At 69.2% G+C, this 11,941-nt stretch carries 9 protein-coding genes and 1 tRNA gene; 7 read left to right on the top strand and 3 right to left on the bottom strand.

Going from position 1 to position 11,941, the window contains the following annotated elements:
- The first annotated feature begins 45 nt into the window (after positions 1-45).
- From BLW41_RS07335 to BLW41_RS07355, 6 genes are all read left to right on the top strand, one after another.
- Positions 46-1,929 carry an amino acid permease gene (locus BLW41_RS07335; RefSeq protein WP_093117789.1) on the top strand — a complete coding sequence of 628 codons (1,884 nt, stop codon included), beginning with the start codon at positions 46-48 and terminating at the stop codon, positions 1,927-1,929.
- Between the two features lie 76 nt (positions 1,930-2,005).
- Positions 2,006-2,188, top strand: a complete 183-nt coding sequence (locus BLW41_RS10960) for a hypothetical protein (protein WP_177169407.1) — start codon at positions 2,006-2,008, stop codon at positions 2,186-2,188.
- A gap of 71 nt (positions 2,189-2,259) precedes the next feature.
- Complete coding sequence (locus tag BLW41_RS07340) at positions 2,260-4,215, top strand: amino acid permease (protein ID WP_177169408.1); 1,956 nt, start codon at positions 2,260-2,262, stop codon at positions 4,213-4,215.
- Positions 4,216-4,262: 47 nt separating this feature from the next.
- Entirely contained in the window at positions 4,263-4,709 is a 447-nt protein-coding gene (locus BLW41_RS07345) for a potassium channel family protein (RefSeq protein ID WP_093117793.1), read from the top strand.
- Positions 4,710-5,393: a potassium channel family protein gene (locus tag BLW41_RS07350; RefSeq protein WP_093117795.1), complete on the top strand. Its 684-nt coding sequence runs from the start codon at positions 4,710-4,712 to the stop codon at positions 5,391-5,393.
- A gap of 53 nt (positions 5,394-5,446) precedes the next feature.
- Positions 5,447-6,697, top strand: a complete 1,251-nt coding sequence (locus BLW41_RS07355; protein ID WP_093117797.1) for an NAD(P)/FAD-dependent oxidoreductase — start codon at positions 5,447-5,449, stop codon at positions 6,695-6,697.
- 20 nt (positions 6,698-6,717) lie between these two features.
- On the opposite strand, the gene BLW41_RS07360 is transcribed toward BLW41_RS07355, so the two are convergent.
- The 3 genes from BLW41_RS07360 to BLW41_RS07370 all read right to left on the bottom strand — a co-directional run bounded on the left by BLW41_RS07360 (position 6,718) and on the right by BLW41_RS07370 (position 10,513).
- Positions 6,718-6,788: transfer RNA gene (locus BLW41_RS07360), tRNA-Gln, on the bottom strand.
- A 61-nt stretch (positions 6,789-6,849) separates the two neighbouring features.
- Positions 6,850-8,736: an ABC transporter ATP-binding protein gene (locus tag BLW41_RS07365; protein WP_093117799.1), complete on the bottom strand. Its 1,887-nt coding sequence runs from the start codon at positions 8,734-8,736 to the stop codon at positions 6,850-6,852.
- A gap of 40 nt (positions 8,737-8,776) precedes the next feature.
- On the bottom strand, positions 8,777-10,513 hold the full coding sequence (locus BLW41_RS07370) for an ABC transporter ATP-binding protein (RefSeq protein ID WP_093117801.1): 1,737 nt from the start codon (positions 10,511-10,513) through the stop codon (positions 8,777-8,779).
- A gap of 69 nt (positions 10,514-10,582) precedes the next feature.
- Between BLW41_RS07370 and BLW41_RS07375 the strand changes: the two genes are divergently transcribed.
- The gene (locus tag BLW41_RS07375; protein ID WP_218138325.1) at positions 10,583-11,716 is read left to right on the top strand and encodes a hypothetical protein; all 1,134 of its coding nucleotides are present in this window, start codon (positions 10,583-10,585) and stop codon (positions 11,714-11,716) included.
- Positions 11,717-11,941: the final 225 nt, after the last annotated feature.

The raw sequence follows: 11,941 nt of genomic DNA on the forward strand, positions 1-11,941 counted from the left end.
GTGGCATCGCAGTAGGGCCCGGTAGGGCGGTAGCTTCTCCGGCGGGTGGCTCGCTTCCGGCCGCGCGGAGTTGGCCTCGAGCGGGTGCTCGGCACCGCCGCTCTGTTCAGCACTGCCTACGGCAACGTGGGCAGCTCGATCTACTACGCGCTCGGCCTCGTTGCCGTCTTCGCCCTCGGTCTGACCCCCGCGGTCTTCGTGATCGCGGGGGTCATCTTCGCGTGCACCGCCGCGACCTATGCGGAGGGCACGACGATGTACCCGGAAGCGGGTGGCTCGTCGTCTTTTGCGCGCCATGCCTTCAACGAGCTCTGGGCGTTCGTGGCGGCATGGGGCCAAATGCTCAACTACATAATCACGGTCGCGATATCGGCCTTCTTCGTCCCTCACTACTTAGGGGTCTTCTGGCCTGAGCTAGGGCGCTCCCCGGGCGACATCGTCGGTGGCGTGATCACGATCGCGTTGCTGGTCGCCCTCAACGTGGTGGGTGTCAAGGAATCCGCCCGACTCAACGTGATCCTCGCGGTCACTGACTTCCTCACGCAGCTCGCGCTGGTCGCGATCGGGCTGGTCCTCGTCTTTTCGCCGGAGACGCTGGTGCAGAACGTCGATCTCGGTCGCTACCCGACAATCTCCAACTTCCTGATCGCGATCCCCGTGGGGATGGTGGCCTACACGGGCATCGAAACGATCTCGAACATGGCCGAGGAGGCCCGCGACTACGGGCGCACGATTCCCCGCGGGATCGCAGCGGTGGTGGCGGCCGTCACGGCGATCTACGCCTTCCTGCCGGCGGTGGCGCTTTCCGCAATGCCGGTCGAGGAGGGACGCACGGTGCTCGCACTGCCGAAAGAGCAAGGCGGGTTCGCCGACGATCCGGTACTTGGCATCGTCGAGAACATGGACCTTGGCGCGTTGCAGCGGCCCGCCGAGATCTACGTCGGCTTGCTCGCCGCCACGATCCTTTTCCTGGCAACCAATGCGGGCCTCATTGGGGTCTCGCGGCTCACCTACTCGATGGGGCAATACCGCCAGCTCCCCGAGCGCCTACGCGCGCTGCATCCCCGTTTCCGCACGCCCTACGTGTCGATCGTCCTGTTCGGCCTCGTCGCTTGCGTCACGCTGCTGCCCGGCGAGGCCGAATTCCTCGGCACGGTGTACGCGTTCGGGGCGATGCTGTCCTTCACGATCGCGCACGCAGCGGTCGCGACGCTGCGGGTACGCGCGCCGCAGGTCCCGCGGCCTTGGAAAGGACCGGGCAACCTGCGCGTGGCAGGCTACGAGCTGCCGCTCTACTCGCTGCTGGGCGGCCTGGGCACGGGCATCGCGCTGGTCGTCGTCAGCGCCCTCAACCTCACAACGCTCGCCGTCGGAAGCGCGTGGTTGCTCATCGGTCTCGCGCTCTACGTCGTTTACCGGCGACGGCAGGGGCTGGGATTGACCGAGACGCGCAAGGTGGTTCTCCCCGAACCGGTCGTGGAGCGCGAAGTCGAGTACGAGTCGATCCTGGTCGCTTTTGAAGGTCCCAAGCTCGAGCCGGAGGCGATCCGAACCGCCTGCCGGCTGGCGGCCCGGCGCAACCGTGCGGTGCACGTGCTGGTTCTTATTCCTGTGCCCTACAACCTCCCGCTGGATGCCGAGATGCCGGCAGAAGAGGAGGCGGCTCAAGCGCTCATCGACTCCGCGCGAGTGATCGGTGGTCGGCGTGTCACCGGTCACTGGGAGAAGGTCAGACCGGGCGGTGCCGGCCGCCGCATCGTCGACGAGGCGCGCGCAATCCGGGCACGCGCGGTCGTCCTTCCGGTGCCGGCGAAGCGGCCCGGCGGAGGCTTCGGCGGCACCATCGAGACGGTGCTGGAGGAAAGGCCGGGGCGCGTGATTCTCGTCTCCGCACGGGGCGGCTCGTCGCCGCTACCCAGGGCGGCTTAGGCGAATTGCCGGCGTTCGCGGTTTGCGGCGGGTAGCTGACAGCGGCGCAGCCGTTTGCGTACGTACGATTCAGGAGGTGGGTCGTCTCTACATCGCTGCTGCGCGACTGCTCTCAGCGGCGCTACTGGGCATCGGGCTGGCGATGGTGTCGGTGACCATCGTGGCCGGTGGTGGCCCGCTCGCCCTGGGCGTGTTGGCTGGCGCCGCGCTCTGCATCCTCGGCTCGCTCCGACTGCTAGCTCTGCGTCGCTCCCGGTGAAACGCAACGACGACGGGTCAGCAGCGAGGGGTCGGCCACGCGCTGAGCGGCTTCGCCGCGGCGCGGAGACGTTGGAGAGTCTCGAGGGGCGTGTCGAACAGCTCGAGGCACGGCTGACGCGCGGAATTGGCGAGCCGGCGATCGTCGCGGTCGCCGTGAGCACGGCTTCCGCGTCGGTCTACTTCGCGCTCGGATTCGTGGCCCGCGACGCGCTCGGCGTGACCCCCCTCGTGCTGCTCGCCGTGGCGCTCTTTTACCTGGTGACCTCGCTCGTGTATCTGGAGGGCAACGTCCTCCACCCGGAGCGCGGGGGTGCCTCAACATTCGCACGCTACGCCTTCAACGAGCTGATCAGTTTCGTTGCCGGGTGGGCGATCGTTCTCGATTACGTGCTGGTGGCGGCGATCTGCGCGGTGGCGGTTCCGCACTACCTCGCGGCGCTCTGGCCGGCCCTCGATGCGCGCGCCTGGGAGATTGCGATCGCCGGGGCTTTGATCGCGGCCGCCGCGCTGCGAAACGCGCGGGGGCTGGGTGTGGAGAGGTTGCGGCGCTCGTTCTGGATCGGGCTGCTGAACCTCGCCTTTCTAGTCGTGCTAGCGGCGCTGGTGGTTGCTCTCGGTCCGCCTCTTGGCGACCCCTTCTCGAACGGTGGCGGCCCCTTCCCGTCCGTATCCGACCTGGCCTTTGCAGCGGCCGTCGCCACCGTCGCTGCGACCGGTATCGAGGCAGCCTCCGGACTTGCCGAGGAGGTGCGCCTGAGCCGCCGGGCGTTGCGCCGAGTCGTGGGCGCCGGCTCGTTCTCGGTGGCCGTGCTGCTGGGAGGTGTCTCGATCGTCGCGCTCGCCGCGCTTCCGGTGCGTGGGGGTCAGACACCGCTCGGTGGCGAGTACCTGCTGACCCCCGTGGTGGGCCTTGCGGAAACGCTCTCGCCGCCCGCCCTCGCTGACGCCGCACGCATCGCAGTGGTCGCGATGGCCACCCTGGTTCTAGGGCGAGTGGTCACCTCCCAGCTGCTCGGTGTTGCACGGCTGACCTACTCGTTAGCCACCTACCAGCAGGTGCCGAGCGCCCTCGGCCGCCTGCACGAACGGTGGGCCACTCCGCACCTGGCGATCTCCAGCGCCGCCGTTCTCGCCTTCGCGTTTGTGGCGATCGGCGACGTCGACCTCTTGCTCGGCCTCTACGCGTTTGGCGCGCTTCTGGCGTTCACGATCGCGCACCTATCGGTCTTGGTGCTGCGCTTCCGGGAGCGCGACCGACGACGCGTCTTCGCGGTCCCCTTGGCGGTGCCGGTGAGGGGGGTGGGCGTGCCGCTGCCGGCGGTCTTCGGGGCGCTCGCCGGTGCCGCGGGTTGGGTAAGCGTGATCATCCTGCATGCCGGCGCGCGCTGGCTGGGGCTCGCGTGGATGCTATTCGGGCTGGCCCTGTACGTCGGCTATCGGCGCACCACCGGCAAGCAACTGACGAGGCGCTTCCGGGTACCCGAGGCAGTCCTGCGCGAGCCTCAGGAGCGCGAGTACCGCAGCATTCTGGTGCCGGTCACCGGCGACCCGATCGACGTCGAGATCGTCTCGACCGCTGGCCGTCTGGCGGCCGAGGAAGGGGACGAAGCGGAGGGGCCGCCGATGCTCGAAGTGATCTATCCGCTCGAGATGCCGCTCTCGCTACCGCTCGACGCGAGTCTGCCGGAGGAGCGCTTGGAGCAGGCGCGGCGGGCCCTGCAGCGGGCGAAGGCGGTGGGGGAGGAGTACGAGGGGGTGCACGTGCAAACCGCCATTGTGCGTGCGCGTTCCGCCGGGCAGGCGATCGTTCAGGAGGCGCGGCGAAGAGGCGTTGAGGCGATCGTGCTGGCCGCCGAAGCGCCCTCGCGGACGCGTGGTGGCGGTGTCCTCGGAGGTCGAGGGGCGCCGCTCGACCGCGCGCTTGGTGACATCACGCGCTACGTGCTGGACAAGGCGCCGTGCCCGGTGATCCTGACGGCACCACCTGCCGGCGAGGTCGGCGAGCGCAGCGGCGTGGGTCCCTAGCGGTGAGCAGGCCACCGGAGGCGGGCGATGGATAGAGTGAACCGCAGATGTTCGTGCTAGTGGTCGGTGCCGGACGGGTCGGTTCGGCGGTCGCCAAGCTGCTCCTCGAGGAGGGGCACGAGGTGTCGGTGCTCGACGAGGACCCAGAGGCGATCCAGCTGCTCAATCAGGGCAGCGAGCTCTCCTGGGAAGAGCGTGGAGGGCGCTTCACCGTTGGCACGGCGCTCGAGATCGACGCCTTGATCGAGGCGGGGATCGAGCAAGCCGACGCCTTTGTCGCCTCGACCGATGGCGACAACACGAACCTCGTGGTAGCTCAGATCGCGCGCCGGCGCTTCAACATCGAGCGGATGGTGGTCCGCGTGCTCGATCCGCACCGTGCCAAGTGGTACTCGGAGCAGGGGCTGCAAACCGTTTGTCCGACGCAAACCGCGATCGAACTCATGCACGCGGCGGTCCAGGGCCAGATCCGCTTTGAGGGCGTCTCAGGCTGAATGGGGCGGCGCATGTACGTAATCATCGTCGGGGCCGGCAAGGTTGGGTGGAACCTCGCCCGTGAGCTAATCAATAAGGGCCACGAGGTAACCGTTATCGAGTCGAACCTTCGCCGCTACCAGATCGTTGAGGAGGAGCTCGAGCACGCGATCCAGTACGGCGACGGTTCCGAGCTGTGGGTTCTGGAACGCGCAGGTATCGAGCGCGCCGACCTGGTTATTGCGGTCACCGGCGATGACGAGGACAACATCCTGATTTCCCAGGTCGCGCGCGAAAAATACGGCGTGCAGCGGATCGTTGCGCGCTGCAACAACCCGCGCAACCTCCAGCACTTCCAGTTGCTTGGGATCAGCCCGGTGGTCTCCGCAACCGACCTGATCCTGCGCTTGATCGAGCACGAGGTACCGGAATACGGGCTCGTTCACCTGCTCGACCTACCGGCCGAGCAGCTCGAGATCATCGAGCTCGAAGTGACACCTGGCTCGGCCGCCGCTGGCCGCCGTGTCGGCGAGCTCGAACTGCCGGACGGCGCACTTGTTACCGCGATCCTGCGCAACGGGAGCGGCTTCGTGCCCAACGCCGACTCTCTGATCGAGCCCGGTGACGAGGTCCTCGTGGTGCTCGATGTGGGTCTCGAGGAGCAGGTTACGCAACTGTTTCATGCGCGACCGGAAGCCGCCTAGCGAGGGTCGGTCGCGGCGCCCGGAAAGCCAACGAGGTGCAAGGGGGCTAGCAGGTGGCAGCGGTTCGTGAGGTCGACTTCCTTCTGGTTGGTGGCGGACTTGCCGCCGGTAGCTGTGCAGCAGCGCTGCGCCAACAGGGTGCGGACGGCTCGATCCTGCTGGTGGGGCGCGAGCCGGACCCGCCCTACGACCGGCCACCGCTCTCCAAGGAGTATCTGCGGGGCGAGCAAGGCCGCGAGGACGCCTACTGGCGACCTCTCTCATTCTGGGAGGAGAACGATGTCGAGCTAGCGACACGCACCTCCGTTATGTCGATCGATCTCGGCGCCCGCAGGGCCAAACTCTCGAGCGGCGAGGAGGTCGCGTGGCGGCGAGGAATGTTGTTGGCCACCGGCGCCAACGTCCGCCGCCTACGGGTACCCGGCGCCGAGCTGGAAGGAATCCACTACCTACGCACTTTCGGTAACGCCGATGCGATCCGCGCGGACGTCGAGGCGGCGGAACGCGTGGTCTTGATCGGCGGCAGCTTCATCGCTTGCGAGTGCGCGGCTTCGATCGTTGCGCGCTGGGGCAAGCACTGCGAGCTCTTGATGCTCGAACAAGAGCCGCTCGAGCGGCAGTTCGGGACGCTCGTGGGCCGCGCATTCGGCCGGGTGCTGCGCGACCACGGCGTCGTTCTGCACCCCGGCGAGGAGCTCGAGCGCTTCGAGGGTGACGGTCGGGTACGGGCGGTCGTCGCGAAGTCCGGTCTCCGGGTCGAGGCGGACTGCGTGATCGTCGGTGCCGGGGTGATGCCGGACGTGATGCTCGCGCGCCGTGCAGGCATTGAGTTGGGGGAGACGGGTGGTGTGCGTTGCGACGCGATGCTCCGCACCTCGGCCGACGGGGTCTTCGCCGCCGGCGACATCGCCGAGTACGAAAGCCCGATCCATGGGCGCGCGATTCGTGTCGAGCACTGGGACGTCGCGCTCAACCACGGGCGCACGGCGGCGGCCAACATGCTCGGCCGGGAGCGTCCACACGACGTCGTGCCCTACTTCTTCAGCGACCTCGCCGATTGGCTGTCGATCGAGTACGTCGGTCCCGGGGAGGGCCGGCCGATCGTCCGGGGATCGCTGGAGGAGGCCTCGTTCACGGTTTTCTACGTCGAAGACGGGCGGGTCCGTGCAGCACTCACCGCCGGCGACCGCGGCCAGGATCTCGAATACGCGCGACGCCTGATCAAGGAGGGTGCGACGGTCGACGAGCGCCTCCTCGCCGACGAGAGCAGCGACCTCGCGTCACTGGTGCCCGACAGCCGCTAGGGCTAAGGCCGTCGCTGAGGCTGGGGAACCAGGATTCGAACCTGGACTAACGGGGCCAGAACCCGTCGTGCTGCCGTTACACCATTCCCCAGTGATCGAGAAGCACGCCGCAGCGCGCCGGCGAGCGCCGAGCCGACGCCGCAGCGAACGCGTCAGAGTGTAGCCGCGCCGGGTCTGGCTGGCGTGCCGTCGCTCGGTTGCGAACCGCTCCAGGCCCCCCACAACTCCGCATAGTGGCCGCCGGCGCGGAGCAGCTGCTCGTGACTTCCGCGCTCGACGATCCGGCCGCGGTCCAGCACAGCAATCTCGTCGGCCTCGGTGACGCCACTGAGGCGGTGCGCGATCACCAGCGTCGCGCGCCCCGCGGCGAGCGCGCGAAGCGCCGACTGCACCCGCCGCTCCGTCACCGCGTCGAGACCGGAGCTTGCCTCGTCGAGGATCAGCACGACCGGTTCGACCAGCGCCGCGCGCGCCAACGCCACCAGTTGACGTTCCCCGCTTGAGAGGCGTTGCCCCGCCTCGCCAACGTCGGTGTCGTAACCGTCCGGCAGCGCGGCGATCGCCTCGTGAACGCCGACCAAGCGTGCTGCCCGTTCGACCTCCCGGCGCGTGGCGTCGGGGCGGCCGAGCGCGATGTTCTCGCCGACCGTGCCGGGGAACAAAAACTGCTCCTGGGGAACGAGCACGACGTGGCGGCGCAGCTCACGCTGCGCGAGCTCGCGCAGGTCGATGCCGTCGAGCGTGACGCGCCCGCGATCGGGGTCGAAGAGCCTGCACGCGAGACGCGCCACGGTCGACTTGCCGGCACCGGTCGGTCCCACCAGGGCCACAGTGCGGCCGGGCGCCAGCGCGAGGTCCACGCCGCACACCGCCGGTCGAGAATCGCCGTTCCCGCTGTATGAGAAGGTGACGTCGTCCAGGCGCAGCTCGCCAAGCGCGCGGCGCAGGCGCCGGGGGTTGCTTGGTTCCACGAGGGTCGGTCGAGTGCGCAGCAGATCGAGGATGCGATCGAGGCCGGCGGCACCGGCCTGGTAGGTGGTGTGCAGCTGCGAGAGCTGCTGGATCGGATCGAAGAAGCTCTGAAGGTAGAAAACGAAGGAGGCGAGCGTTCCGAGCGAGGTCTCGCCGCCGAGCACTCGCCGTCCGCCGATCACCAGGACCGCGACGGTCGCGAGCCCCGAAACCAACTCCACGACCGGGAAGTAGGCGGCGTTGAGCTGCACCGTCCGCATGTTCGCGTCGAAGTTGCGCTCGCCCAGGCGGTGAGCGTCGGCGATGTGGCGCTGCTCTTGTGCGAACGCGCGGATCACGCGGACGGCCGCGAGCGTCTCCTGCAGGTACGCGGTCAGCTCTGCGACGCGGCGGCGCGTCGCGCGAAAGGCGCGCTGCGCGGTTGCCCGGTACCAGAAGCCGAACAACAGCATCGGCGGTGCGAAAGCGAAGGCAACGAGCGCCAGCTCGGGATCCAGCAGCACCAGCACCACCGCCAGGCCCGCGAGCGTCAACGACGAGCCAAGCAGGGTGGTGAAGCCGTCGCTGACGAGCTGATCGAGCGCTTGCACGTCGTTGGTCAGCCGCGACATCGACACGCCCGAAGGCACGCGCTGGTGATACGCGAGCGGTAGTCCCAGCAGGTGGTCGAAGGCGCGTACCCGGAGGTCACGCAACAGTGCCTGACCGACCGCGCCGACGAGCAATGTCTGCGCGCGGTTCGCGATCAGCACCACGAGGCCCGCGGCTAAAAAGGCGGCAGCGAGCAGCAGCGCCTCGCTGGGCGGGCGTCGAGTCGCGATCGCGTCGACCACGCGTCCGGCGAGATACGGAGGTGCTAGCCCCGCTGCCGTGGTCACGACGATCGCTAGGGCCGCGGCCGCCGCCCGCGCGCGCTGCGCTGCCAGCAGCGCGCACAACGCCCGCAAGCGGGAGTCCGGCAGCTGCTGCCGCTCCCCGGGCGGGGCTTGCGGGCCGCGGCCGCGCGACCCGTCGGCACCGTTGCCGCGGCCGTGCGACCCGTCCCAAGCCTTGGCGCGGCCGCTCATCTGTCGCCGCTCCTCCGGCCGCTATCTGCCCGCTGCGCGCTCACGAAACCGCCGTCCGCGCGACCGAAGCGCCGCTTGTCGACACCAGTTCGGCAAGGCGAGGAGAGCGCGCGAGCAGCTCCGGGAAGGCGCCGCGGGCGCTGACTCGCCCGTCGCTGATCAGCACGATCTCGTCGGCAAGCTCGAGCAGCGTGGGCCGATGCGAGACGATCAGCATCGTGCGGTCGCCGCTGGTCTCGCGCAATCGTCGAGCGATGCGCCGCTCGGTCGCCGGATCGACGTGGCTCAGCGCGTCGTCCAGGACCAGCACGCGCGGGGCGGCCAGCAAGGCGCGCGCCAAGGCGACCCGCTGGCGCTGACCCCCCGAGAGTCGGTAGCCGCGCTCGCCGAGGCGCGTGTCGAGACCCTCGGGAAGCTGCTCGACAAGTTCGTCGGCGCCGGCCCACGCCAGCGCCGCCAGCACCTGTTCGTCGCTGGCGTCCGGCCGCGCGTAGGCGACGTTGGCGCGCAGCGAGTCGGAGAACAGGTGGCCGTCTTCTCCGACCAGCACGACCGTGCGACGTAGCTCGCGCGTGCTCAGCCGGCGGACGTCAACACCGTCGAGCAGCACGGCCCCGCGCTCGGGGTCGTAGAGGCGTGCCGCCAGCATCCCGATCGTGCTCTTGCCCGCACCGGTGGGCCCGACGAGAGCGATCGTCGCGCCGGCCTCGACACGCAGGTCGAGACCACGAAGGAGCGGGCGCCCGCGCTCGTAACCGAACCAAACGCGCTGGAACTCGAGCGCTCCCCGCACCTTGCGCACAGGCACCGGAGAAGTCGGCTCGGGCAACTGCGGCCCCCGATCCAGGAGCTCGAACACGCGGTTGCCGGCCGCTACCGCCCGTTGCGCCATCCCGAGCACCATCCCGAGCATCCGCAAGGGACCGGCCAGCACCACCGAGTAGCCGTAGAACGCTACGAACTCGCCGAGCGTGACGGCACCGCTCGGGACCGCTCGGCTCCCCACCAACAGCAAGGTCGCGAGCCCGAGCTGTGGCAGGAACGCGATCAGCGGTGAGTAGAAGGCGCGCAGGCGGGTCGACAGCATCGCCTGGTCGTACACGCGCTCCGCCGCGCTTCGGAAGCGTCGGCTACGAACCGCTTCCGCTGCGTAGACCTTGATCACGCGCACGCCCGAAAGCGACTGTTCGGCTTCGGCAGCGAGCTCGGCCATCCGCTGCTGAACCTCCTGGCTAGCCGGACGGTTGCGGCGGCCGTAACGCGCAGCGACCAGCACCAGCAGCGGTGCCGGCCACAGAACAGCGGCGGTCAACAAGGGACTTGCCCACAGCATCACGGCGAGTGCCGCAAGCAGCGTCACGACCGACTGCACTGCGAACACCAGGCCGTAGCCAAGGAAGAAACGGATCGCCTGCAAGTCGACGGTGGCGCGGGAGACCAGTTGTCCCACCTGCGCGCGGTCGAAGAAGCCGACCTCGAGGCGCTGCAAGTGTTCGTAGAGACGATCGCGCAGGTCGAGCTCGACCCGGAGCGAAACGCGTCCCGCGACCAAGCGCCTGCTCACGCTCAGGGCGAGCCGTGCGCAAGCGAGCCCTGCGATCGCCAGACCGTAGGTGGTGAGGCGGCCACCGCCGGTGCGGATATCGTCGACCGCCCGACCGATCAGTGTCGGAATGGCGACCCCCGCGGCGAGCGCGCCGCAGGCGAGCACGACCGATGCGGCGACCGCCAGCCGGTAGGGCCGCAGAAAGCCGAGCAGTCGCCGAAAAGTGCGCATCCGCTCGACTGTACGGGGCGTGCACGCGGAGCTGCCCAACTAGTTTTCACGGCCGTGGGAGGGCGTGTGGTGCGTCCAGCGAGCGTGAGGACGCGAGCGCGTCGGTGGCGTCGGCACCCCGCTAGCGCATTGTGCGGGTGGCTGGTGCTGGGCGCGGGGGTGATCGGCGCGCTGGCGCCGCCGGCCGACGCGCGCGCGGGCGCGCCACCGCTGCGCTTCGGTATTACGCCGTTGGCGCAGGCCGGGCAGATCGGCGACCGCCCAGCGCCAGCGGTCGGTGAGCGCCTCGAGCGGACGTTCGCGGCGCTCGATCGGCTGCGCCCACCGCGGGCACCGTTCGTCGTGCGCCTCAACCGCTTCTTCTGGTCGGACGGCGAGCGCGCCTTCACCCGCTACCTCGCGCTCGCCAGGCGGTTCGCCGGCCGCGGCTATCTGGTGGAGCTGCAGGTTCGCTACCGGCCGCCTGTCGGCCACGAGGGCGATATCGCCGCCTGGGCGCGCCACGTCCGCGAGGTCGTACGTCGCTTCGGACGGATTCGCAACGTGGTGGCGCTGCAGATCGCCAACGAGGTGAATTTCGACTTCTCGCGCGACTCTTCGGATGGCGCATTCCGCGGGGCCCGTCGTGCGCTCGTGGCCGGCGTGATCGCCGCGCAAAATGAGAAACAGCGCCTGCGCCTGCGCCGGCTGGAGGTCGGTTTCAACTGGGCTTACCGGCGCGACGAGGCTTACGAGCGGGACTTTTGGCGCGACCTTCGGCGCCTGGGTGGTCGGCGTTTCCTGCGAGCGGTCGACTGGGTCGGTATCGACGCCTACCCGGGGACCGTGTTGCCTCGCCCGAGCCCCGGTCTCGACGAGGGCCTAGCGTTGGTCACGGCGGTTCGCGAGCTGCGCGGCTACATGCAGCTTGCGGGTCTCCCGCGAAGCACGCCCGTGCGCATCGAGGAGTGTGGCTGGCCGACCTTCCCGGGGCGCTCGGAGCGCTATCAAGCGACCGCCTTGGAACGCATGGTCCGCGCCGCCTGGCGAGCGCGGCGCGAGCTCGGGATCACCGACCTGCGCTGGTTCAACCTGCGTGACGGTGACAGCTCGTCACCGCTGCCCTTCCAGCACTTCGGGCTGTTGCGCAGCGACTACAGCGCCAAGCCGGCGTTCGCGGTGTTCCGGCAGTTGCTGCGCACGCTGCTGGCTGCTGGCCGCTAGAAGCTCGCCGCGGCGAGCGGAAAAAAAATTTTTCGCCGAGGCCGCAAGTTTTCGCCGCCGCCTTCGTTTCCCCTGACAGAAGCGCCGAAAAAGACTTCCCCAGGGGGCAGGGGAATCGCCGACCGACATGGGAGGCGTCCAGCACGAGGGCGGTGTTGTGGGGGCACCGCCCTCGTCCTTTTTCGGCGACCTTTCGAGGAAGGGGCGCAGGGCGGGCGGCGGCCT

Source organism: Thermoleophilum album, from assembly GCF_900108055.1.
Taxonomy (GTDB): Bacteria; Actinomycetota; Thermoleophilia; order Solirubrobacterales; family Thermoleophilaceae; genus Thermoleophilum; species Thermoleophilum album.

Bases quoted from the DNA above. Each gene is read 5' to 3' on its own strand.
- BLW41_RS07345 (WP_093117793.1), top strand. From the start codon at position 4,263: ATGTTCGTGCTAGTGGTCGGTGCCGGACGGGTCGGTTCGGCGGTCGCC.
- BLW41_RS07365 (WP_093117799.1), bottom strand. From the start codon at position 8,736: ATGAGCGGCCGCGCCAAGGCTTGGGACGGGTCGCACGGCCGCGGCAAC.
- BLW41_RS07370 (WP_093117801.1), bottom strand. From the start codon at position 10,513: ATGCGCACTTTTCGGCGACTGCTCGGCTTTCTGCGGCCCTACCGGCTG.
- BLW41_RS07350 (WP_093117795.1), top strand. From the start codon at position 4,710: ATGGGGCGGCGCATGTACGTAATCATCGTCGGGGCCGGCAAGGTTGGG.